The sequence below is a fragment of the Serratia sp. S4 genome, from assembly GCF_000347995.1.
GTDB classification, from domain to species: Bacteria; Pseudomonadota; Gammaproteobacteria; order Enterobacterales; family Enterobacteriaceae; genus Serratia; species Serratia quinivorans.
Window position 1 is genome coordinate 4820735 of record NZ_KB661120.1, and the last position, 24358, is coordinate 4845092.

General features: G+C 55.2%; 18 protein-coding genes, 1 tRNA gene, 2 rRNA genes and 1 other annotated feature. Of the genes, 11 read left to right on the forward strand and 10 right to left on the reverse strand.

Features of this window, described 5'->3' with window-relative positions:
- Positions 1–4: 4 nt before the first annotated feature.
- Together SERS4_RS0123185 and SERS4_RS0123190 are read right to left on the reverse strand one after the other, a co-directional pair.
- A complete protein-coding gene (locus SERS4_RS0123185; RefSeq protein WP_017894227.1) occupies positions 5–802 on the reverse strand; it encodes an alkaline phosphatase family protein in 798 nt (265 codons plus the stop codon).
- Positions 803–813: 11 nt separating this feature from the next.
- Positions 814–1875, reverse strand: coding sequence for an ABC transporter substrate-binding protein (locus SERS4_RS0123190; RefSeq protein WP_017894228.1), 1062 nt, complete (start codon positions 1873–1875; stop codon positions 814–816).
- A gap of 191 nt (positions 1876–2066) precedes the next feature.
- Here SERS4_RS0123190 and SERS4_RS0123195 point away from each other — a divergent pair, with 191 nt between their 5' ends.
- Positions 2067–2777 (forward strand): UTRA domain-containing protein, encoded by a 711-nt coding sequence (locus SERS4_RS0123195; RefSeq protein ID WP_026142562.1) that lies wholly within the window; start codon positions 2067–2069, stop codon positions 2775–2777.
- A gap of 37 nt (positions 2778–2814) precedes the next feature.
- On the opposite strand, the gene metH is transcribed toward SERS4_RS0123195, so the two are convergent.
- Complete coding sequence (metH, locus tag SERS4_RS0123200) at positions 2815–6510, reverse strand: methionine synthase (RefSeq protein ID WP_371257932.1); 3696 nt, start codon at positions 6508–6510, stop codon at positions 2815–2817.
- Positions 6511–6708: 198 nt separating this feature from the next.
- Here metH and iclR point away from each other — a divergent pair, with 198 nt between their 5' ends.
- From iclR to SERS4_RS0123250, 10 genes are all read left to right on the forward strand, one after another.
- The gene (gene iclR / locus SERS4_RS0123205) at positions 6709–7539 is read left to right on the forward strand and encodes a glyoxylate bypass operon transcriptional repressor IclR (protein ID WP_017894231.1); all 831 of its coding nucleotides are present in this window, start codon (positions 6709–6711) and stop codon (positions 7537–7539) included.
- A 330-nt stretch (positions 7540–7869) separates the two neighbouring features.
- The gene (locus SERS4_RS0123210) at positions 7870–8766 is read left to right on the forward strand and encodes a hypothetical protein (RefSeq protein ID WP_017894232.1); all 897 of its coding nucleotides are present in this window, start codon (positions 7870–7872) and stop codon (positions 8764–8766) included.
- Between the two features lie 350 nt (positions 8767–9116).
- A complete protein-coding gene (locus SERS4_RS0123215; protein ID WP_017894233.1) occupies positions 9117–10010 on the forward strand; it encodes a phosphotriesterase-related protein in 894 nt (297 codons plus the stop codon).
- 5 nt (positions 10011–10015) lie between these two features.
- On the forward strand, positions 10016–10369 hold the full coding sequence (locus SERS4_RS0123220; RefSeq protein ID WP_017894234.1) for a DUF2620 domain-containing protein: 354 nt from the start codon (positions 10016–10018) through the stop codon (positions 10367–10369).
- A gap of 10 nt (positions 10370–10379) precedes the next feature.
- Entirely contained in the window at positions 10380–11681 is a 1302-nt protein-coding gene (locus SERS4_RS0123225; RefSeq protein ID WP_017894235.1) for a YhfT family protein, read from the forward strand.
- A gap of 60 nt (positions 11682–11741) precedes the next feature.
- On the forward strand, positions 11742–12581 hold the full coding sequence (locus SERS4_RS0123230; protein WP_037410566.1) for a phosphatase PAP2 family protein: 840 nt from the start codon (positions 11742–11744) through the stop codon (positions 12579–12581).
- Between the two features lie 301 nt (positions 12582–12882).
- Positions 12883–13422 carry a gluconokinase gene (gntK, locus tag SERS4_RS0123235; protein ID WP_012147191.1) on the forward strand — a complete coding sequence of 180 codons (540 nt, stop codon included), beginning with the start codon at positions 12883–12885 and terminating at the stop codon, positions 13420–13422.
- Complete coding sequence (gene gntU, locus SERS4_RS0123240) at positions 13419–14756, forward strand: gluconate transporter (protein ID WP_017894237.1); 1338 nt, start codon at positions 13419–13421, stop codon at positions 14754–14756. The genes gntK and gntU overlap by 4 nt, the downstream gene beginning before the upstream one ends.
- A gap of 109 nt (positions 14757–14865) precedes the next feature.
- The gene (edd, locus tag SERS4_RS0123245) at positions 14866–16680 is read left to right on the forward strand and encodes a phosphogluconate dehydratase (protein ID WP_017894238.1); all 1815 of its coding nucleotides are present in this window, start codon (positions 14866–14868) and stop codon (positions 16678–16680) included.
- A 56-nt stretch (positions 16681–16736) separates the two neighbouring features.
- On the forward strand, positions 16737–17378 hold the full coding sequence (locus SERS4_RS0123250) for a bifunctional 4-hydroxy-2-oxoglutarate aldolase/2-dehydro-3-deoxy-phosphogluconate aldolase (RefSeq protein WP_017894239.1): 642 nt from the start codon (positions 16737–16739) through the stop codon (positions 17376–17378).
- 30 nt (positions 17379–17408) lie between these two features.
- On the opposite strand, the gene aceK is transcribed toward SERS4_RS0123250, so the two are convergent.
- The 7 genes from aceK to rrf (SERS4_RS0123285) all read right to left on the reverse strand — a co-directional run bounded on the left by aceK (position 17409) and on the right by rrf (SERS4_RS0123285) (position 24069).
- Positions 17409–19163, reverse strand: a complete 1755-nt coding sequence (aceK, locus tag SERS4_RS0123255; RefSeq protein ID WP_017894240.1) for a bifunctional isocitrate dehydrogenase kinase/phosphatase — start codon at positions 19161–19163, stop codon at positions 17409–17411.
- A 70-nt stretch (positions 19164–19233) separates the two neighbouring features.
- On the reverse strand, positions 19234–20541 hold the full coding sequence (gene aceA, locus SERS4_RS0123260) for an isocitrate lyase (protein WP_017894241.1): 1308 nt from the start codon (positions 20539–20541) through the stop codon (positions 19234–19236).
- Between the two features lie 47 nt (positions 20542–20588).
- Positions 20589–22187 (reverse strand): malate synthase A, encoded by a 1599-nt coding sequence (aceB, locus tag SERS4_RS0123265; RefSeq protein WP_017894242.1) that lies wholly within the window; start codon positions 22185–22187, stop codon positions 20589–20591.
- Between the two features lie 386 nt (positions 22188–22573).
- A complete protein-coding gene (gene metA / locus SERS4_RS0123270) occupies positions 22574–23503 on the reverse strand; it encodes a homoserine O-succinyltransferase (RefSeq protein ID WP_012147198.1) in 930 nt (309 codons plus the stop codon).
- A 195-nt stretch (positions 23504–23698) separates the two neighbouring features.
- A 5S ribosomal RNA gene (gene rrf, locus SERS4_RS0123275) occupies positions 23699–23814 on the reverse strand.
- 50 nt (positions 23815–23864) lie between these two features.
- Positions 23865–23940, reverse strand: a tRNA-Thr gene (locus SERS4_RS0123280).
- Between the two features lie 13 nt (positions 23941–23953).
- Positions 23954–24069 (reverse strand): 5S ribosomal RNA (gene rrf, locus SERS4_RS0123285).
- A 111-nt stretch (positions 24070–24180) separates the two neighbouring features.
- Positions 24181–24283, reverse strand: a sequence feature (23S ribosomal RNA rRNA prediction is too short).
- Between the last annotated feature and the right edge of the window lie 75 nt (positions 24284–24358).

A 24358-nucleotide genomic window follows, 5' to 3' on the forward strand; every position in this document is an offset into this window, starting at 1 on the left:
ACCCTTATGCCAACAGCGCACGGCAACGCGGCTTGTTGTGTGCCACCTGCAGCAGTTCGCACAGCGTGCCGCACAGGTCGGTTTGCTGCGGGTCGGCATCGTTTTGGCTGAATGCGCTGCCGAAGACAAACAGCGGCACCTGACGCTCTTCGGGCAGCACGCCGCCGTGGCTGCGATCGTCATTCATGCCGTGATCGGCGGTAACCATCACCTGATAACCGTCGGCCAACCAATCGGCCAAATAGCGCGACAGCACGCCGTCGGCATTGCGCGCCGAATTGCGGTACTGCGGCGAAGACAGGCCGAAGCGGTGCCCGGCATCATCAATGTTCATTGGATGGATCAGCAAGAAATCGGGCTGATGGCGGCGGCGTAAACTTTCCGCGTCATCAAACAGATGGGAGTCCGGGTAGCGGTCGTCGTAATAAAAATGGCCGTGCTGGATCGGCAGCTCGGCATCGTCGGTATGACGATCGCGGGCGGCATCAAACGGGGTGCGGTTATACAGCTCACTGAACCAATGGTAGGCGGCCGCTGCGGTGGTCAGCCCTGCGGCGCGCGCATAGTGAAACACGCTCTGCTGATGCGAGAGGCGCGATACCTGGTTATGCACCACGCCACTCTCCACCGGCGGCACGCCGGTGAGGATGCACTCATACAGCGGGCGGGAGAGCGAGGGAAGCTCGCTCTCCAACTGATATAAACGTCCGCGCCCTGCCGCACATTCGGCCTGCAGATAGCCCATGGCGTCATGCGCCACCTGATAGTTCAGCCCGTCCAGCAATACGAGGATCGTTTTCATAATGGCTTAACTCACTGCTGCATAAACATAATGACGTTTTCCTGCCACTGACGCGGCAGCGTTTTGGCGCTTTGCTCCCAGGCCGCCGGATCGGCGATTGGGTGAGCATTTTTATATTGTTCGGCCGGCAGCAGCTTGGCTTTGACATCGTCCGGCAGCGTCAGATGTTCGGCACGGATGGGACGGGCGTAGCCACGCGCCAGGTTGATCTGGCCGGCGTCGGAGAAGATGTATTCACGCGCCAGCTTGGCGGCGTTCGGGTGCTTGGCGTATTTGTTGATGATGGTGGTGTAGCCTGAGGTGATTGAGCCGTCGGACGGGATCAACACTTCAAAGCGGGTTTTGTCTATCTGGTCACGGTAGTTAAGGCCGTTAAAGTCCCAAACTACGCCGACCTGTACTTCGCCTTTTTCCAGTGAGGCGATCACCGGGTTGCTCAGGCTCAAACGTCCAGCTTTCGCCAGCTTGCCGAAGAATTCCAGGCCCGGCTTCAGGTTCTTCTCATTGCCGCCCATGGCGTAAGTGGCCGCCAATACGCCGCTGGCCGCCTGCGAGGCGGTACCCACGTCACCGATAGTGACCTGATAGGTTCCTTTCAGCAGATCCGCCCAGCTATGCGGGATCTCCTTCACCTGTTTCTTGTTGATGATGAAAGCAATGGTGCCGGTATAGGCCAGCGCCCAATGACCGTCTTTGTCTTTCGCCCAGTCAGGCACCTGATCCCAGGTGGATGGCTTGTACGGCTGGGTCACCCCTTTTTGTACCGCGATCGGGCCGAATGCTGCGCCCACATCACCGATATCCGCCGTAGCGTTGCTCTTTTCGGCATCGAACTTGGCGATTTCCTGCGCCGAGCTCATGTCGGTATCGGCATGCTTCAGGCCGTACTTGCTGAGCAGATCCTGCCAGGTGTCTTTCCAGTTGGCCCAGCTGTCCGGCATGCCGACGCTGTTGACTTCCCCTTCCTTCTTGGCAGCCTGTGCCAGCGCCGCCAGATCGGAATCGGCAGCCCAGCTGGTTTGGCTGGACAGGATAATGGCACTGGTTAACACAGAAGCGCACAAACGTTTCATAACTGATGCTCCGGGTGGTAGTGTGGAAGTGGCTGGACTAGTCCAGCAAGAACCAAGCCAATCTAACGGACGAATGTGATAATTATATGTCAGTCTAAAAAAGCAGCATTTTTATCGCATTCGGGCGTCACCGAAGCTGGCGTTGGTCTACCTTTAGCGGGGCAAAGCGCACTCAATTGGGGCAACTGTGCATGAGTGAAGGAACAACAACCGTGGCGACTATTTGCCAGATTCTGGCCAGCCGTATCGCCGACGGGGAGTTCAACGCCGATGGCAAACTGCCTTCCGAGCGAGCCCTGAGCGAACAGTTTTCCACCACCCGCATTACGCTGCAGGAAGCGCTCGGCCAGTTGGAGGCGCAGGGTGTGATTTACCGTCAGGTCAGGCGTGGCTGGTTTATTTCGCCGCCCCGGCTGGTGTACAACCCGTTGCAGCGCAGCCATTTCCACGCCATGGCGCAGCAGCAGGGACGCGATGCCCATACCGAAGTGATCGACGCCACCACTCTGCCGCTGTACGGCAGCCTGTGCCAACGGTTGGATCTGTCCCCTGGTAGCGAGATCTACCGCATTCGTCGGCTGCGCTATATCGACGGTCGTGCGGTGTTGTACTGCGAGCACTACCTCAATCCCGCCTATTTTGCCGGTATCCTGGACGAAGATTTAACCCAGTCGCTGACCGGGCTGTACGCCGAACGCTACGGCATTCGTTATGGCCGGGTGCGTTTCGATATGCTACCCACCCTGCTGCCACAGGACGCGGCCACCATGCTGAAAGTAACCTACGGCAGCCCGGCGCTGTTTATTACCCGGGTTAACCGCGATCAGCACGATCGGGTGATTGATTGTGATTTGGAATATTGGCGTTACGACGCGCTGCACATTGACGTGGAGGCGCAATGACAGGGGCGCGGCAAGCCGCGCCCCTAAAGAAGGATAATCAGTCGGCGTCGTAGCCGAGGTTGGGTGCCAGCCAGCGTTCAACCTCGCTGACGCTCATGCCTTTACGCGCCGCATAGTCTTCCACCTGATCGCGCTGGAGCTGGGCTACCGCAAAATACTTGCTTTGCGGGTGGCTAAAGTACCAGCCGGACACCGCCGCCCCCGGCCACATGGCGAAGGATTCGGTCAACACCATACCGGTGTGGCGGTTAACGTCCAGCAGGCGCCAGATTTCCGCTTTCTCGGTGTGTTCCGGGCAGGCCGGATAGCCCGGAGCCGGGCGGATGCCCTGGTAATTTTCGCGGATCAGCTCTTCGTTGCTCAGGCTCTCTTCCGCCGCGAAGCCCCAGTGCAGCTTGCGCACCTGCTCGTGCAGGTACTCGGCGAAAGCCTCCGCCAGACGATCCGACAGCGCTTTCACCATGATTTTATTGTAATCATCGTGCTGCGCATCATAGGCCGCCGCCAGTTCATCCTCTTCCAGACCGCCGGTCACCGCGAAGGCGCCGAAGTAGTCGGCCTTGCCGCTGCTTTTCGGCGCGACAAAGTCCGCCAGACAGTAGTTCGGGAAGTCGGTTTTTTCCGTCTGCTGACGAAGGTGGCGGCTGACCACCAGCACCTCGTCACGGTTTTCGTCGCGGTACACCTCCACATCGTCGCCGACACGGTTGGCCGGGAACAGGCCGTAGACGCCGCGCGGGTTGAGGCTGCCGTTGGCGGCCAGCATGTCCAGCATCTGGTTGGCGTCGGCAAACAGCCGTTTGGCCTCTTCACCCACCACTTCATCTTCCAGAATGCGCGGGTATTTACCCGCCAGCGACCAGGTCATAAAGAATGGCGTCCAGTCGATGTAATGGCGCAGCGTTTCTATACCGGCTTCAACCGGGTAAACGCCCAACTGTTTCGGCACTGGCGGCTGGTAATTTTCCCAATCCAGCACCATGGCGTTATCGCGCGCTTTCTGCAGGCTGACCGGTGGGGTCCGCGGCTTTTTACGCGCATGCTGGATGCGCACGGTTTCATATTCTTTACGAGTACGCGCCACAAAATCATCGCGTTGGGTGGCGGAAAGCAGTGCCGACACCACACCCACGGTGCGTGAGGCATTTTGCACGTAGGTGGTTGAGCCACTGTAATTTTGCTCAATCTTCACCGCAGTATGGGCCTTGGAGGTCGTGGCACCACCAATCAGCAACGGCAGGGTAAAGCCCTGACGCTCCATCTCTTTAGCCACGTTGACCATCTCGTCCAGCGACGGGGTAATCAACCCCGACAGGCCGATGATATCGACGTTTTGTTCACGCGCGGTTTTCAGGATTTTCTCCGTCGGTACCATCACGCCCAAATCGACAATTTCGTAGTTGTTGCACTGCAACACTACGCCGACGATGTTTTTACCGATGTCGTGTACATCGCCCTTCACCGTCGCCAGCAGGATTTTACCCGCCGTCGTGCCTTTCTCCTTGCTGGCCTCAATGTACGGTTCCAGGTAGGCCACCGCCTGCTTCATCACACGGGCGGATTTCACCACCTGCGGCAGGAACATCTTGCCTTCGCCGAACAGGTCACCGACCACGTTCATGCCTGCCATCAGCGGCCCTTCGATCACTTCGATCGGACGATCCGCACGCTGGCGCGCTTCTTCGGTATCGAGTTCGATAAACTCGGTAATCCCTTTGACCAGTGAATATTCCAGTCGTTTTTCGACCGGCCAGCCGCGCCATTCCGCCTGCTGCACCGCCACTTCGTTATCTTTGCTGCCACGGTATTTTTCTGCCAGCTCCAGCAGGCGCTCGGTGCCATCGTCGCGGCGGTTGAGGATCACGTCCTCCACCGCATCGCGCAGTTCGGCGCTCAGATCGTCGTAGATCGCCAACTGCCCGGCGTTAACGATACCCATATCCATGCCGTTGCGGATCGCGTGATACAGGAATACCGCGTGGATCGCCTCACGCACCGGATCGTTCCCGCGGAAGGAAAACGACACGTTGGACACCCCACCGGAGATCATCGCATGCGGCAGGTGGGTTTTGATGTCGGCACAGGCTTCGATAAAGTCGACGGCATAGTTGTTATGCTCATCGATACCGGTGGCGACGGCAAAAATATTCGGGTCAAAAATGATGTCTTCCGGCGGGAAGCCGACGCGCTCGGTCAGGATTTTATAAGCGCGGCGACAAATCTCGAACTTGCGCTCGCGGGTATCCGCCTGGCCTGCCTCGTCAAAAGCCATCACCACGACCGCAGCACCGTAGCGGCGCACCAGTTTGGCGTGGTGGATAAAGGCCTCTTCGCCCTCTTTCATCGAGATAGAGTTAACAATGCCTTTGCCCTGAATACACTTCAGGCCTTTCTCGATCACCGACCATTTGGAGGAATCGATCATGATCGGCACGCGGGCAATATCCGGTTCACCGGCGATCAGGTTGAGGAAACGCACCATCGCCGCTTCGGCGTCGAGCATCCCCTCATCCATGTTGATATCGATAATCTGTGCGCCGCTTTCCACCTGCTGGCGGGCAACGGCTAACGCTTCACTGTATTTCTCTTCTTTAATCAGCCGCTTAAAGCGGGCGGAACCGGTGACGTTGGTACGCTCGCCCACGTTGACGAACAGCGTCTTGGCGTCAATGTTCAACGGCTCAAGGCCGGCCAGACGGCAGGCGACCGGGATCGCTGGCAGCTGGCGCGGGGGTACGCCCGCCACGGCCCTGACCATCGCAGCAATGTGTTCCGGCGTGGTGCCGCAGCAGCCACCGATAATATTCAGGAAGCCGGCATTCGCCCACTCGCCGACCTGTTTCGCCATCTCTTGCGCGTCCAGATCGTATTCGCCGAAGGCGTTGGGTAACCCGGCGTTGGGGTGAGCGGTGACGTAGCTTTCCGAGATACGCGACAGCTCAGAAACGTATTGGCGCAGTTCGTCCGGGCCCAGCGCACAGTTCAGGCCAAAGCTCAGCGGCTTGACGTGACGCATCGAGTTGTAGAAGGCTTCGGTGGTCTGGCCCGACAGGGTACGGCCGGAGGCGTCGGTGATGGTGCCGGAAATCATGATCGGCAGCGCAACGCCCAGGGCTTCAAACTCGGTTTCCACCGCGAAGGCGGCGGCTTTGGCGTTCAGGGTATCAAAGATGGTTTCGATCATGATCAGATCGACACCGCCTTCCACCAGCGCACGCGTCGATTCGCGGTAGGCTTCCACCAGCTCATCGAAAGAAACATTACGGAACGCCGGATCGTTGACGTTCGGTGAAATAGAGGCGGTACGGTTGGTCGGCCCCAGCACCCCGGCCACGTAACGCGGCTGCTCTGGCGTGCGAGCGGTCCATTCATCGGCACAGGCTCGTGCCAGGCAGGCGGCCTGGTAGTTAATCTCGGCGGACAGCGACTCCATATGGTAGTCGGCCATGGCGATGGACGTGGAGTTGAAGGTATTGGTTTCGAGAATGTCGGCCCCCGCTTCCAGGTAGCCGTAGTGAATGGCGGTGATCACTTCCGGTTTGGTTAGCACCAGCAGGTCATTATTGCCTTTCAGATCGCTCTGCCAGTCGGCAAAACGCTCACCACGAAAGTCACTCTCTTCCAGACGATAGCTCTGGATCATGGTGCCCATACCGCCGTCCAACACTAAAATTCGCTGCGCTAACTGCCGGCGCAGTTGTTCTACTCGATTTGTCACTGTAACCCCTTCAATTACCGATCCAGCCCATCGCTCAACTGCTGCAAAAACCAACGAGTCATCCTAGCACAGGTTGTGCCGGCAAAGGTGCGAGCGCTAATTGAGAGTTTTTCAGGTTGCCGGGCAACAGATCCGATGAGCTGATTGACGGCTTGCAATTCACACGTAAAAAACGAAAATGAATTCCATCATACGGAAAAAGGAACGTGAATTATGGTCACCCCTGCTCCTGCCAAACGTGGCAAAAAGCCCCGTGTTGCATCCCCGACCGCCAGTGCGGCGACCGGCCAGGTACAGTCGCTGACCCGTGGTCTGAAATTATTGGAATACATTGCCGAAGCTCAGGGTAATGTCGCGCTAACCGATCTGGCCCAACAGGCCGGCTTGCCGAACTCCACCACCCACCGCCTGCTCACCACCATGCAACAACAAGGTTTCGTGCGGCAGGTAGGCGATCTTGGCCTGTGGACCATCGGCTCACACGCCTTTGTGGTCGGCAGCAGCTTTTTGCAGAGCCGTAATCTGTTGGCGATGGTGCACCCAACGCTGCGTCGCCTGATGGAGGAGTCCGGCGAGACGGTTAATCTGGCGGTGCTGGATACCAGCGAGTATCAGGCCATTATTATCGATCAGGTACAGTGCACCGCGTTGATGCGCATGTCGGCACCGATCGGCGGTAAACTGCCGATGCACGCTTCCGGCGCGGGGAAGGCCTTTCTTTCCACCCTGCCGGATGAGCAGGTCACCAAACTGCTGCATAAAAAGGGCATGCAAACCTATACCCAACATACTCTGACGCCGCACAACCTGAAGGAAGGGCTGGCGCAGATTCGCAAGCAGGGCTTTTCCTTTGACGATGAAGAACATGCGCTAGGTCTGCGCTGCGTAGCAGCCTGCATCTTCGACGAGCACCATGAAGCCTTCGCCGCCATCTCCATCTCCGGCCCGGTGTCTCGCATCACCGACAACCGTGTGACTGAGCTGGGTGCGTTGGTGATCCACGCTGCGAAAGAGATCAGCCTGGAATATGGCGGCGTGCGTTAAAATACCCGTGATACTGCTGGCCTGAGTCAAATTTATAAAATCCGGGCCAGCGGCATGAAAATGCAATCAGGGAAATATCGCACCACTGCTGGCACGGCAGGTTGACAAAAAATACCTGCCCCACTAACGGCATAATCCCGCATCAGGAAACGAAGTAGCGATTGAACAATCAAGTTTTGTATATAATTTATGCCAGCATAGCTTTACAGTTATTTATTAATATAATTCCTCACATTAATATAAATACCCATTAAGAGGTATAAGCTAACCGCGTAATTTTTCTTCCAAAATTATCTCCCCCTTGTGGGAGTATCGCTAAGGAATATAAAAATGAAACGCGCAAAAAAAAGCAGTCATGGCGACTATACCGATTTTCTTACCGCAATCAGAACCTTTGAATGCTCTATCGATCCTCTTGATGCAGAGTATTACGACCAGCATTACGATGATCAACAGGCAGTTACCTACCAACAGGTTGAATCTCCCGGGCGTGTTGTCCGCAGCAAGAGTGGCGCGCCATTGGTCAGCACCACCTCGATAAAAGATTATTTTATAAAACTGGGCGTTGATAAATTCTATATCCGGGGTTCTGGTGATCCCGCAATGTTTCGGACAATGCAATATGCCGTCATGAATTATCTGGGTTTTGTGGGTTACCAGTTCAGCGAACACGACCTCTGGGATCTCGGCTATTATACCCATTATGATAGCAATGGTTTGCCGATGTATTACTCGGATGTAGACGTCAGCAATTGGGCCAATGGCGTACGTGATAAAATAATGGAATTTCCCGAAGGGAAGATCCACGTTACCGATGTTAATACCTGGCGAGGAACATTTACCGGTAAACATGGTATTAACTCTTTCGAGGATGTCATCAATCCAGACAAGCAGGAATTTATCGCCCTCGACCATTTTGACAATAAATACCAAAACATAGTCTTACAGTTAGCCGAACACGGGGAAAAACTGAGTAATTATTTGGGAAAAACGGTTCGCTGGAGTGAGTGCCAGCCGGTGTTAACGCCTCCGGATGGTCGCCCCAATGACGTGGAGATCACTTTATCAGGCTTACTGGCAGGGGCACATCTGCGCGGGGCAGAAGGTGTCGTCGCCCTCCTGATAAATCACGAAAATCATGCGGATGAAAACGGAACGGCTATCTTGCAATATGTTTATGATTTCGGTGGCTACAGCACACCCTATGCAGGATCAGCAGCCGATTAAAATTTAGCGGCGCCGACTGTGGCGCCTCACTATATTTGTGATCCTGTTCAAGTAATAGTCATCTGCCCGTTGTTGTCCCAAATAGGCTCACTTACCATTGCATTAATATATTCAAAAAAATGAGGATATAGAGTGAAGAACCAAAGTCTGGACAGAGTTATCAAGCAGGCGGCAAGCCTGGTTTAACAACGGCACAACCCAGTTTGTCGTTCATAAATCTTCAAATAAATGAAAATTAAGAGTGCCTGTCTGAGGCAACAGCAACGATGCAGACATTGCGGTGACACCTTTGGCGCCTCTGAACCACCAAGTGGTCATTCGTGTTATTCACAACTCAACAAGGGGCAACAATGGATCTTTCAACGCAATTCGATAGCCGTGGTTATACCTATGCGCACGAGCATCTGCATATCGACCTGTCGCCATTCAAGCAGGATATGGATTGCAGGCTGGATTGTTACGCTTTGCTCGTCGATGAAATGAAGACGCTGGTCAGTAAAGGCGTTCTCAACCTGGTTGAGGTCACCAATCGCTATATGGGACGCAACCCGCAATTCATGCTGGATCTGATGCAAGAAAGCGGCATTAACATCCTGGCGTCAACCGGGTACTACCAACAGGAGTTCTACCCGCCACATGTCGCGCAACGTAGCGCACAGCAATTGGCGCAGGAAATGATCGACGAAATAGAACAGGGCATTGACGGCACAGAGTTACGTGCAAGCGTCATCGCAGAAATAGGCAGCAGTGAAGGCACCATTACCCCGACGGAAGAAAAAGTGTTTCACGCCGCCGCATTGGCACATTTGGCGACCGGTAAACCTATCTCGACCCACACCAGTTTCAGCACCATGGGGCTGGAGCAGCTACGGCTATTAACCGGCTACGGGGTGGCCGCAGAGCATATTGTTATCGGCCATTGCGATCTTCGCGATCAGTGGGAAACATTGCTACGCATTCTGGATACCGGTGCGTTAATTCAATTCGATACCATCGGGAAAAATAATTATTACCCAGACGAAAAACGTGTGGCTACCTTACTGGCACTCGCTCAACGGGGTTTATCAGGCCAGGTCATGCTCTCCATGGATATCACCCGACGCTCACACCTGGCGGCCAACGAAGGCCCAGGGTTCAGCTACCTCATTGATACGTTCATTCCCATGTTATTACAGGCGGGGATCCACCAGCGGGATATTGACCTTATGCTGCGCGATAACCCCAATACATTCTTCAAAGGATAATAATAATGAAAAAAATCGGCATTGCAGGCTTACAACGTGAGCAAATAAAACAGGTCATTGAATCCACCGCACCCGGCAAATTTGAGTGCTTTATCCAAAACGATATGGAGGCGGCAGGTAAAGTCAAAAGCGGCGAACTGGATTATTTTATTGGTGCCTGTAACACCGGGGCGGGTGCAGCGCTATCTATTGCTATCGCCATTATCGGTTACAACCGCTGCTGCACCATTGCCAAACCAGGAATACAGGCAAAAGAAGAACAAATAGTTAAATGGATTAATGAAGGGAAAGTGGCTTTTGGCCTTTCGGTGGAACATGTCGAACATGCCGTCCCGATGTTGATTGGTCACTTGGGTTAAGGAGCCTCCCATGGAGCAATATTTGCATATTGTTATCGTTGCCTTGCTCACAGGCATGACCTCGCTGCTTTCTCATCGGTCGGTTGCCGTATTTCACGATGGTATTCGTCCCATTCTGCCGCAATTGGTTGAAGGGAATATGAACCGTCGTGAGGCCGGCAGCATTGCCTTTGGTTTAAGCATCGGTTTCGTGGCGTCAGTCGGGATCTCCTTTACCCTATCAACCGGTCTGTTGAACAGCTGGTTACTGTTTCTGCCTACCGACATCATCGGCGTATTGGCATTTAACAGTTACCTGGCGTTCGCTTTGGGCATGGCCTGGGGCGTATTGGTATTAACCAGTCTGGTGCCAATTAATACCCTGCTTACTGCCCTGCCGGTGGATATTCTCGGTTCGTTGGGTGAGCTTTCCAGCCCGGTTATTTCGGCTTTCGCCCTGTTCCCACTGGTCGCTATTTTTTATCAATTCGGCTGGCGTCACAGCCTGTTGGCCGCTGTCGTGGTGCTGATGGCCCGCGTGATTGTGGTACGTTTTTACCCTTCTCTTTTCCCTGAATCCATCGAAATTTTCGTCGGTATGGTCATGCTGTTGGGGATTGCCATCTTTCGTGATATTTCTCAGCGCAAGCATCATGAGAACAACCACGGCACCTCAGTTTTTGAAGAACGAACCTCAAGAATTATCAAAAACCTGCCGCTGCTTGCCATTACCGGCGCACTGATATCGACGGTGGCCAGCCTGAAGCTGTTTGGCGGATCCGAGGTCTCTATCTACACGCTGGCAAAAGCCTGGGCCCCTGGGGTTTCACCCGAGGAGTCGGCGGCGCTGGTGAATCAGGCGGCGCTGGCTGAATTTATGCGCGGGTTAGGTTTTATTCCGCTCATCGCCACGACCGCGCTGGCCACCGGCGTCTACGCCGTTGCCGGTTTTACCTTTGTTTTTACCGTGGGTTATCTGGCCCCCTCACCCTGGTTGGCGGCCATTTTCGGCGCGTTAACCATCACGCTGGAAGTGCTGTTATTACGCTCTATCGGCCGCTGGTTGAGCAACTATCCTTCGGTTCGTAACGCATCCGACAGCATCCGCAATGCCATGAACATGCTGATGGAGTTCGCCCTGATGATTGGTGCCATTTTTGCCTCCATCAAGATGGCGGGTTATACCGGATTCAGCATTACCGCCGCACTTTATTTCCTTAACGAAGCGCTGGGACGCCCAATATTGAAAATCGCCGCACCGGTAGTGGCGACAATAATATGCGGCATCCTGTTAAATATTTTGTATTTCTTAGGGTTATTCGTTGTCAGTTAATCTCAGGAATTGAGTCATAGAAATTACCGGAAAACATAACACCAACACGAGGGAAATATAATGAAAACAAGGAAGAATATAAATAGATTTACCGCATTGGTATTACTATTCGGCTCGGTGGCATGTTTATCTCCCGCCCAGGCAAAAGATGATACTGCGCCAAATAATGATCCCACTGAGACCTGGCGTACCGATTACAGTGATATCGGCTATCCTGACGTGGGCTTCTCGCCTTATATCAAGGGTTGGATCAACGGCTATCTTACGCCGGCGGATTACCCTGACGGCGCTAAAATCCTGCCGCCGCCACCAAAAGAAAATTCCGCCGCCGCACAAAGCGACATTGAGACATTCCATGAATTACGCAAGCTGCGCGATACGCCACGCGGCCAGTTGGCAATTGAGGATGCCAAACTCTCCTTTAACTATATTGGCAGCGCATTCTCACCGGCGTTAGGTATCACTATTTCACGTAAAAATACGCCTCGGTTGCACCTACTGCTCGCCCGTGTCTTTACCGATGCAGGTTATGCCTCCAATGACACCAAGAAAGCCTTTAGCCGCATTCGTCCCTATTCGGCATTGCGCATTGACAGCTGTACCCCAAAAGAACATAGCGCATTAAGTAACGATGGTGGTTCTTACCCTTCCGGCCATGCCGTCACCGGGATGATGTGGGCGATGACCTTAACCGCAATGGAACCGCAGTTATCCACCCCGTTAATGAAAAAGGGCTATGAATTTGGCCGTAGCCGTCTGATTTGCGGCGTGCATTGGGAAAGTGACGTTGACGCGGGCCGCTTCCTGGCCGCCGGCGCTTTTGCCCGCCTGCAGGCAAGCCCGGAATACCAAAAACAATTCCGTGAGGCCAAGCAGGAGGTTGATCGTCTGCTGGAATAAAAGAAGGCAACGACCAATAATTAAAGCCACATAATAGGTTTGCACAATGGTGCCGCTGTTGTGCAAACCCTCGCCTTTCCGTCCACCACGCTTGTTGCGCCCCTGCTGTTGTCAGCATGTAAAACGCTGTACCGATCCTGTTTCCCTCCCCCAATAAAAACTTGAAGCCGATCACAGATAACGATCCTGGCAGCTAAAGCCCATTGCAACCGACGAAACTTCCTTCGACAATGTTACCGATAACATGTTACCGGTAACAAATAGAATAAGGTAACGTCTCTCATCGTTTTGGAGCTAAGCCATGACCAATAATCAAAACCGCATTTACGTCATTATGGGCGTTTCTGGCAGTGGCAAGTCCGCTGTGGCCGCCGCAGCGGCCCGCCAACTTTCTGCCGGGTTCCTCGACGGTGATTTTCTGCACCCGCGTAGTAATATCCTGAAAATGGCCGCCGGCGAACCGCTGAATGATGACGATCGTGCCCCTTGGCTGGCCGCACTCAACGACGCCGCCTTCGCCATGCAGCGAACCAACAATGTTTCGGTTATTGTCTGTTCAGCGCTGAAGAAACACTACCGCGATCGCCTGCGTGCCGGTAATGGCAACCTGTCGTTCATCTACCTGCACGGTGACTTCCCGGTGATTGAAGCCCGTCTGGCGGCCCGCAACGGCCACTTCTTCAAACCGCAGATGCTGGTCACACAGTTTGCCGCGCTGGAACAACCGGGCGCAGATGAGAGCGACGTGATGTCGGTGGACATCAACCAGCCGCTGGAAGCGGTGATCGCCGATACGGTGAAACATATCCAAAGTTTCCTGCCACAGGATGTGTGCGCGTGAATACTGTAACGCTGGTCGGTACCGCAGTCGGCTCTGTTCTCTTACTGCTGTTTCTGGTGATGAAGGCGCGTATGCACGCCTTTGTCGCATTAATGCTGGTGTCTATCGCTGCCGGGATCTTCTCCGGCATGCCGCTGGATCGCATTGCCGATACCATGCAAAAAGGCATGGGCGACACCTTGGGCTTCCTGGCCATCGTGGTGGCGCTGGGGGCGATGTTTGGCAAAATACTGCATGAAGTCGGTGCGCTGGACCAAATTGCGGCGCATTTGCTGAAACGTTTCGGCCAAAGCAAGGCCCATTACGCGCTCGGCATTGCCGGTTTGATTTGTGCCTTGCCGCTGTTCTTTGATGTGGCCGTGGTGCTGCTGATCGGCATCGTGTTTGCCGTGGCGCGCCGCACCGACGGCAACATCGTTAAGCTGGCCATCCCGCTGTTTGCCGGTGTCGCCGCCGCCGCTTCGTTCTTGCTGCCGGGGCCGGTACCGATGCTGCTGGCTTCACAAATGAAGGCCGACTTCGGCTGGATGATTGCCATCGGTCTGGTCGCCGCGGTCCTCGGCATGCTGATTGCAGGCCCGTTATACGGCAGCTTTATCAGCCGCTATGTTAACTGGTCAATGCCGGCGGATGAAAACGAACCGACGCTGAACACCGCCAACCTGCCGTCATTTGGCCTTAGTCTGGCGCTGGTACTCTGCCCACTGGTGCTGGTCGGCATGAAAACCATTGGCGCCCGTCTGGTCACGCCTGGCTCGCAGTTGCAACAATGGCTGGAGTTTATTGGCCACCCGTTTATCGCCATTTTAGTCGCCTGTTTGATCGTGATTTATGGTCTGGCGAAACCACGCGGCATGACCAACGAACAAACGCTGGCCATTTGCTCTGCGGCAGTCCAACCCGCCGGGATCATTTTGCTGATGACCGGGGCCGGTGGCGTCTTCAAACAGATTTTGGTGGATTCCGGCGTCGGCCCAGCCCTGGGGGACGCCATGATCGGTACCGGTCTGCCTATCGCCGTCGCGGCCTTTGTGCTGTCCGTCATGGTGCGAGTGATTCAGGGATCTGCCACCGTGGCCTGTCTGACCACCGTCGGCCTGGTGTTACCGGTGACTAGCCAGCTGGGGCTTGGCGGCGGACAACTGGCCGCGCTGGCTATCTGTATTGCCGGTGGGTCTATCGTACTCAGTCACGTCAACGACGCCGGTTTCTGGCTGTTCGGCAAATTTACCGGTGCCAATGAGCTGCAAACGCTGAAAACCTGGACGGTGATGGAAACCATTCTGGGTAGCGTGGGCGGGATTATCGGCATGATTGCTTTCACCCTGTTTTAAACCACCATAACGACATAACAGCGCCCCCGGCCTTGCACATCAGGGCTGCAATTCACCACCGGGGGCACCGCCACAGGCGGCGTCTATAACAATAGCATGTGAGGAAGGTATGATTAATCCAACCCTATCCCGTGTCACACAACGCATCATCGACCGTTCCAAATCGAGCCGTACCGCCTATCTGGCACGCATTGAAGCAGCGCGTTCACAAACCGTACACCGGGCCCAGTTGGCCTGCGGTAATCTGGCCCATGGCTTCGCCGCCTGCCAGCCGGATGACAAAACTGCGCTGAAAAATATGGTGCGCAGCGATATCGCCATCATTACCGCTTATAACGACATGTTGTCCGCCCACCAGCCCTACGAAAACTACCCGCAAAAGCTTAAACAAGTCCTGCACGCAGTAGGGGCCGTCGGTCAGGTGGCCGGTGGCGTCCCGGCGATGTGCGACGGTGTGACTCAAGGACAGGACGGCATGGAGCTGTCACTGATGAGTCGTGACGTGATCGCCATGTCCTCCGCCATCGGCCTGTCGCACAATATGTTCGACGGCGCGTTGTTCCTCGGCATTTGTGACAAGATCGTACCGGGACTGGTGATGTCCGCCCTGTCCTTCGGCCATTTGCCGTCGCTGTTTGTCCCCGCCGGCCCGATGAGCAGCGGCTTGCCGAATAAAGAGAAAGTCCGGGTGCGCCAACTGTATGCCGAAGGCAAGGCCGATCGCCTGGCGCTGCTGGAGGCCGAGGCCGCCTCCTACCATGGCATCGGCACCTGCACTTTCTACGGCACCGCCAACACCAACCAAATGGTGATGGAAGTGATGGGGCTGCACCTGCCGGGTGCCTCTTTCGTCCACCCGGACACACCGCTGCGCGATGCATTGACCGACGCGGCCGCACGTCAGGTCACTCGCCTGACCGAAACCGCCGGCAACTATCTGCCGATCGGCCGACTGGTGGATGAGAAGGTGGTGGTGAACGGTATCGTTGCGCTGTTGGCTACCGGTGGCTCCACCAATCTGACCATGCACATGGTGGCAATGGCTCGCGCCGCCGGCATTATTATCAACTGGGATGATTTCTCCGAACTGTCGGACGCGGTGCCATTGTTATGTCGCATCTACCCGAACGGCCCGGCGGACATCAACCAATTCCAGGCCTCGGGCGGCGTAGCCCTGGTGGTACGCGACCTGTTGAAACACGGCCTGCTGCACGAAGACGTGCATACCGTGGCCGGTTTTGGCCTGACGCGCTACACCCAGGAACCCTGGCTGGATAATGGCCAACTGGCCTGGCGTGAGGGTGCGGAGAGTTCGCTCGACGCCCAGGTTATCGCCAGCGTGGCCGAACCTTTCGAGCACCACGGCGGTACCAAGGTGCTGGCCGGTAACCTTGGCCGAGCGGTGATGAAAACCTCGGCAGTCCCCGCTGAAAACCAGATTATCGAAGCACCGGCGGTGGTCTTTGAAAGCCAGCATGACATCGTACCGGCGTTTGAAGCCGGCAAACTGGATCGCGATTGTGTGGTGGTGGTGCGCTTCCAGGGGCCTCAGGCCAATGGCATGCCAGAACTGCACAAACTGATGCCGCCGTTGGGCGTATTGATGGACCGCGGCTTTAAAGTGGCACTGGTGACCGATGGCCGCCTGTCCGGCGCTTCCGGCAAGGTTCCGTCCGCCATTCACGTGACCCCGGAAGCCTACACCGGTGGCATGCTGGCCAAGGTGCAAAACGGCGATCTGATCCGCGTAAATGGCCGCACTGGCGAGTTGGCACTGTTGGTCGATGCCGACCTGCTGGCCCAGCGCGCACCTTATCAACCCGACCTGAGCGCAGAACACATCGGCTGTGGCCGTGAACTGTTCGGCGCCTTGCGCAGCCAGCTTTCCGGTGCCGAACAGGGCGCCTGCTGCATTAAATTTTAACCGATAGCATGGCCGTACAGCCCGACGGCGGCGGCCATAACTGGAGAAAACCGTTAATGAACAATTGGAAGACAAGCGCAGAGCAGATCCTGATGGCAGGACCGGTAGTCCCGGTGATCGTCATCAACAAACTGGAACATGCGGTGCCGTTGGCGAAAGCCCTGGTCGCCGGGGGTGTGCGGGTATTGGAAGTGACACTGCGCACCGCCTGCGCGATGGACGCGATCCGTGCGATTGCCAAAGAAGTGCCAGACGCGATTATCGGTGCCGGCACGGTTATTAATCCCCAGCAACTGCAGGAAGTCACCGACGCCGGCGCACAGTTCGCCATCAGCCCAGGCCTGACCGCCGATCTGCTGAAAGCGGCCACTGCCGGTTCGATCCCGTTGATTCCCGGTATCTGCACCGTGTCGGAACTGATGCTGGGCATGGATCACGGCCTGCGTGAGTTTAAATTCTTCCCGGCGGAAGCCAACGGCGGCGTGAAAGCGCTGCAGGCCATCAGCGGCCCCTTCCCGCAGGTGCGCTTCTGCCCAACCGGCGGCATCTCACCGAACAACTACCGTGACTATCTGGCGCTGAAAAGCGTGCTGTGCATCGGCGGCTCCTGGCTGGTACCGGCAGATGCACTGGAAAGCGGTGACTACGTCCGCATCACCGAATTGGCGCGCGTCGCCGTTGCGGATGCAAAAGCGTAATCTTGTCGGGCGCGGTAATGAACCGCGCCCTTATGCCGTAGCCGATGTCGCGGGCATCGCCGCACCACTACGCTGGCTGAAGCGCCGTTTTTTGCGGTAAGCAAACACGTCTTCCACATGCCCATCGCGGATGCGCTGTTGCAACCCGCGCCAGTAATCGGCCTCGAACAGGTCGCGATGCATCTCTTCAAACACCTGCCGGATGCGCCGGTCACCACACAGAAAGTGCCGGAATTCCTCCGGGAAGACGTCATTGGGTGACACGCTGTACCAGGGTTCGCTGGCCAACTCATCTTCCGGATAGCGCGGTGGCGGAATATCGCGGAAGTTGACCTCGGTCATGTAGCAGATCTCATCGTAGTCGTAGAACACCACCCGCCCGTGCCGGGTCACGCCAAAGTTCTTGAACAGCATATCGCCGGGGAAAATATTGGCGGCAGCCAGCTGCTTGATGGCGTTACCGTATTCTTCTATCGCGTCGCGCATCTGCTGTTCATCGGCCTGTTCCAGATACAGATTCAGCGGTGTCATGCGTCGTTCCATATACAGATGCCTGATCGCGATGCGATCGCCCAGATCCTCCAGCTTATCCGGTACCTCGCGCTGCAGTTCCGCCAGCAGCTCCGGACTGAGGCGCGCCTTGTCGACGACAAAGTTTTCGTACTCCTGGGTATCCGCCATGCGCCCTACGCGATCGTGTTCTTTCACCAGTTGGTAGCAGGCCATCACCTGCGCCTGCGTCACCTCTTTTTGTGGCGCAAACTCATCCTTGATCACCTTGAATACCCGATCGAAAGACGGCAGGGTGAACACCAGCATCACCATGCCCTTCACCCCCGGCGCGATGATGAACTGCTCCTGCGAGCCGCTCATAAAGGTCAGGTATTCGCGGTAACATTCTGTTTTTCCGTGCTTCTGGCAACCAATCGCCATATACAGCTCGGCGGTGGTTTTGCCCGGCAGTATTTCACGCAGCCACTCGACCATTGCCGCCGGCAGAGGGGCGTAAACCATAAAGTAGGAGCGGGCGAAACCGAATACGATGCTGGCTTCGGCCTTGCTGGTCAGGCAGGTATCAATAAACAAGGCGCCGGAATCACTGTGATGGATCGGCAGCAGGAAAGGATAGACCCGGTCTGCCACACGCAATTTCCCCACCAGCCAGGCCGCCTTGTTACGGTAAAACAGCTCATTGGCGATCTGGAACGTTGCGCCTGCCAATTGCTGCGCGCTGAAGCTCTGCTGCAAGGCCAGCGTGATGTAATCAATATCGCGCGATAGGTTTTCCCACGGCAGCCGCAGAGGCAAATCGGTCAGCAGGTTGTACAACATTGCCGAAACGTCACCGTTGGCGGTGAAATCGCGTGATAATGGACGCGGGATGTCGCGAAAGCGCCCTTCCGGCTGAGAGCTGAAAACAAACAGTTTTTCCGGCGTCAGGTCGCGATGTCTGAACAGCCGACAGTAGACCGAATTGAAGAAGCTTTCGGCAATCTCAAAACGTGGGTACTCCGGCAACAGATCGGTATACACCGCCTTCACCCGACTGGGGAAGTCTGCATCAAAATACTGTTGCCCGGTGATGCACTTCAGCTGCTCTACCACCAGGCCGACGTGATGATCATACAGGTGGATTCGTTTTTTCATCGCCTGCTGCACTGCCGGCCAGTCCGCCCGCTCAAAACGCTGCTGCGCACCGGCGGTCACCTCCAGGAAGCGGCCGTACTGTGCATCAAAGCCCTGCAGGATCGTCTGCGCGATCAACAGCTCCAGTTTTGCCGCCATCCTTACCTCCCGCCAGAAAAGAGAGCCTGCATAAGCAGGCTCAGAGTTAACTATCGTCAGCGTGACTGCATCAGAACTGCTGTTCTTCCGTAGAACCGGTCAATGCCGTCACTGAGGAAGCACCGCCCTGAATAATGGTGGTCACCTTGTCGAAGTAACCGGTACCCACTTCCTGTTGGTGTGAGGCAAAGGTATAACCGCGTGCCACCGCGTCGAACTCCGGCTGCTGCACTTTTTCGACGTAGTGTTTCATGCCCTCGCCCTGTGCATAGGCATGCGCCAGGTCAAACATGTTGAACCACATGCTGTGGATGCCCGCCAGCGTAATGAACTGGTACTTGTAGCCCATCGCCGACAGCTCTTCCTGGAAGCGAGCAATCGTCTGGTCGTTCAGGTTCTTTTTCCAGTTGAATGACGGCGAGCAGTTGTACGCCAGCAGTTTGCCCGGGAATTTGGCATGGATCGCATCGGCAAAGCGCTTGGCCGCCTGCAGATCCGGCGTGGAGGTTTCGCACCACACCAGGTCAGCGTAAGGGCAATATGCCAGGCCACGGCTGATCGCTTGCTCGACACCGGCATGGGTGCGGAAGAAACCTTCGGCAGTGCGCTCACCGGACACAAACTCGCGGTCGTAAGGATCGCAGTCAGAAGTCAGTAAATCGGCGGCATCGGCATCGGTACGCGCAATAACCAGCGTCGGCACGCCGAGCACATCGGCCGCCAGGCGCGCAGCAACCAATTTCTGGATCGCTTCCTGGGTTGGCACCAGCACTTTGCCGCCCATATGACCGCACTTTTTCACCGCAGCCAGTTGGTCTTCGAAGTGCACCCCGGCAGCACCGGCCTCAATCATCGCCTTCATCAGTTCGAAAGCGTTCAGCACGCCACCAAAGCCGGCTTCGGCATCGGCGACGATCGGCAGGAAGTAGTCGGTGTAACCTTTGCTGCCCGGCTCAATTTTGTTGGCCCACTGGATCTGGTCGGCGCGGCGGAAGGTATTGTTGATGCGCTCAACCACACCCGGCACAGAGTCAACCGGGTACAGCGACTGGTCCGGGTACATCGCAGACGCCGTGTTGGCATCCGCCGCCACCTGCCAACCGGACAGGTAAATCGCCTCGATGCCGGCCTTGGCCTGCTGCAGTGCCTGGCCGCCAGTGAGCGCCCCCAGACTGTTGACGTAGCCTTTGCGTGATTTACCGTGCAGCAGTTCCCACAGTTTGGCGGCACCGTTCTGTGCCAGGGTGCAAGCCGGGTTAACCGAACCGCGCAGGTTAATGACGTCTTCCGCGCTGTACGGGCGGGTGATGCCTTCCCAGCGAGCCGATTTCCATTCCTGTTCCAGTTGTTGAATCTGTTGAGCACGAGAGGTAGACATAATTTTTATCCTTTTCAATAATGTAGGGTTAATGGTCAGGAACGGATTCAGGCCAGCAGCTCATAGCCAGGTAAAGTCAGGAAATCGATTAATTCGTCTTGCGTAGTGATACGCTCCATCAGGCTTGCCGCTTCGTCGAAGCGGCCGGCGTTAAAGCGTGCCTCACCCAACTCTTCACGTACTACCAACATTTCTTCTTTCAGCATCTGACGGAACAGCGCCTTGGTGACCAGTTGGCCATCGCTCAGGCTCTTTTCATGGTGGATCCACTGCCAGATAGAGGTACGGGAAATTTCCGCCGTCGCCGCGTCTTCCATCAGGCCATAAATCGGGACGCAGCCATTGCCGGAGATCCAGGCTTCGATGTACTGCACCGCCACGCGAATATTGGCGCGCATGCCGGCTTCGGTACGCTCCCCGTCACAAGGTTCAAGCAACTGCGCAGCACTGATTGGCGCGTCGTTTTCACGCAGCACTTCCAGTTGGTTACGGCGCTCACCGAGCACCCGGCTGAAGACCTCCATTACGGTATCCGCCAGCCCTGGATGGGCCACCCAGGTACCGTCGTGGCCGTTATTGGCCTCCAGCTCTTTATCCGCCCGCACCTTGTTCAGCACCCAGGCATTTTTCTCGGCGTCTTTGCTCGGGATAAACGCCGCCATGCCGCCCATGGCAAAGGCACCGCGCTTGTGGCAGGTCTTGATCAGCAACCGGGAATAGGCGCTAAGGAATGACTTGTCCATGGTGACCGACTGACGATCCGGCAATACCCGGTCAGCATGATTTTTCAGCGTCTTGATGTAGCTGAAGATGTAATCCCAACGGCCGCAGTTCAAGCCGACGATATGATCGCGCAGGTGGTAGAGGATCTCGTCCATCTGGAATACTGCCGGCAGCGTTTCGATCAGCACCGTGGCTTTGATGGTGCCGCGTGGCAGGGAGAAACGATCCTCGGCAAAGCTGAAGACTTCGCTCCACCAGGCCGCTTCCTGCCAGGACTGAGTTTTTGGCAGGTAGAAATAAGGGCCACTGCCTTTAGCCAGCAGTTGACGATAGTTATGGAAGAAATACAGTGCAAAATCGAACAGGCCGCCGGGGATCGCTTCCCCCTGCCACTGCACGTGTTTTTCCGGCAGATGCAGGCCGCGTACGCGAGCAATCAATACCGCTGGGTTCGGCTTTAACTGATAAATCTTGCCGGCTTCATTGGTGTAAGAGATGGTGCCGTTCACCGCGTCATGCAGGTTGATTTGGCCGTCGATGACTTTGTCCCAGCTCGGTGCCAGTGAGTCTTCGAAGTCCGCCATAAACACCTTCACATTGGCGTTCAGGGCGTTGATGACCATCTTGCGTTCAACCGGACCGGTGATTTCCACCCGGCGGTCGCGAAGATCCTCTGGTATGCCGCGGATCGACCACTTATCATTACGAATGGAATCAGTTTCCGAAATGAAGTCTGGAAGTTCACCTTGATCGATCTTCTGCTGCCAGCAGGCACGCGCAGCCAACAGTTTGTTGCGCTGTGGAGTAAATTTACTCACCAGTTCCGCCAGGAATTCGACCGCGTCATCCGTCAACACCTGTCGTTCAGCAGCGCTAAAACCCTGCGTAAACGTTAATTCCGTGCCTACTATCTGTTGCGTCATTGTCTTGCTCCTTCCTATCGTTGCGCACCACCGTTGCCATTCAGCCGGCGCAGCTTCATCAGAAATCAGTGTGGATCAGGGCGTATAAAACGATCCTTAACTGGTCAGATCTCTTCTCTCTGGCTCTAAGAATACTCAACTAAAAATAAAAATCAAAAACCATTTCCATTTTATTATAAAATATTTTATTAACCTTTTATTATCAATTGGTTAATAAATATAACAACGGACACCGTTAAGGAAACCGGTTCCAAGGTAGAGGAGTAATTAATTTAACTAGTTGTAAGACAATCGTTTTTACTAGAAAAGAGAGTGAAATGAGGAAGACAGATGGGGAAGAGATTGCGTCGGCGGCCTCGATTCAGCCGCCAATTAGGGAAAAAGGATTACTCGAGGGTTGGGTTCATATGACGCAGATCGTACGGCGTGATCTGGTAAACGTAGTAGTTGAGCCAGTTGGCAAACAGCAGATGACCATGGCTGCGCCAGGAGGCTTTGGGTGTGAGTTCGGGATTATCATCGGGGAAGTAATTCAGCGGTACCACAGGATTAAGACCGGCATCGTTATCGCGACAATACTCGCCAGCTAACGTTAGCGCATCATACTCCGGGTGGCCGGTCACAAACGCCAGCCGCTTGTCCTTACTGGCGAACAAATAGGCCCCGGTTTGTTCTGATTCGGCCAGGATATCCAAATCCGTATACTGGCGGATAATCTCCGTAGGGAAGTCTGCATAGCGTGAGTGAGGCGCGAGGAAGGTCTCATCAAAACCGCGAGTCAGCAAGGCGTGCTGCTGCAGTGTCTGGTGCTGATAGACCCCCGACAGTTTCACTTCGCGCGTCATCTTCGGAATACCATACAGAATGTTCAATGCCGCCTGCACCGCCCAGCATACAAACAGCGTGGAGGTGACATGATTCTTGGCCCAGTCAATCACCCGTTCGATCTGTGGCCAGTAGGCAACGTCACAGAAATCAACCAGCCCCAGCGGCGCCCCGGTGACAATCAATCCGTCGAAATTCTCATCCTGAATATCTTCAAAATCACAGTAAAAGTTATTCAGATGCTCCGCTGGCGTGTTCTTTGACTCACGGCTGTCGATACGCAGCAGCTGAATGTCGATTTGCAGCGGAGAGTTGGAAAGCAGACGTAAAAACTGGTTTTCTGTCTCGATCTTTTTTGGCATCAGGTTGAGGATCAGTACTTTCAATGGCCTGATTTCCTGTGTTTTTGCCCGAGAGGATGCCATGACAAAGACATTCTCATTGCGCAAAAAACTGACTGCAGGTAACTCATCAGGAACACGAATCGGCATTGCTTAATCCTCACACATCCATTTAAACGTTTAGACTTCTAGATGCCCGAAGATAGCGTTTTTTTAGCAGGATGTCGAGTGTTCAACCGGAAGGTGAAAATGTTTCATTGCCTTGGCAGAGGCAGGATCCGTACGTTTTAGGAAGGCACAAAGCAAAAAGGCCATCCTTTCGGATGGCCTCTTGGCTTAATTGATGCTTGGCAGTGTCCTACTCTCGCATGGGGAGACCCCACACTACCATCGGCGCTACGGCGTTTCACTTCTGAGTTCGGCATGGGGTCAGGTGGGACCACCGCGCTATTGCCGCCAAGCAAATTCTTTTAATTCTTTTCGCCGAACTTCTAAACCCACTTTAATAAAGTGGTGCTGATACCCAGAGTCGAACTGGGGACCTCACCCTTACCAAGGGTGCGCTCTACCAACTGAGCCATATCAGCACACTAATTTGATGCCTGGCAGTGTCCTACTCTCGCATGGGGAGACCCCACACTACCATCGGCGCTACGGCGTTTCACTTCTGAGTTCGGCATGGGATCAGGTGGGACCACCGCGCTATTGCCGCCAGGCAAATTCTGTTTCATTCCGGCCGTTACCTCAGTAACCACCAGAACCAATCTCGGAACATCGCTGAAAATCTCTCAAATCAAAACACTTTTGGTGTTGTAAGGTTAAGTCTCACGGATCATTAGTACTGGTTAGCTCAATGCATCGCTGCACTTACACACCCAGCCTATCAACGTCTTAGTCTTAAACGTTCCTTCAGGGGAATCAAGTTCCCAGGGAAGACTCATCTCGAGGCAAGTTTCGCGCTTAGATGCTTTCAGCGCTTATCTTTTCCGCACTTAGCTACCGGGC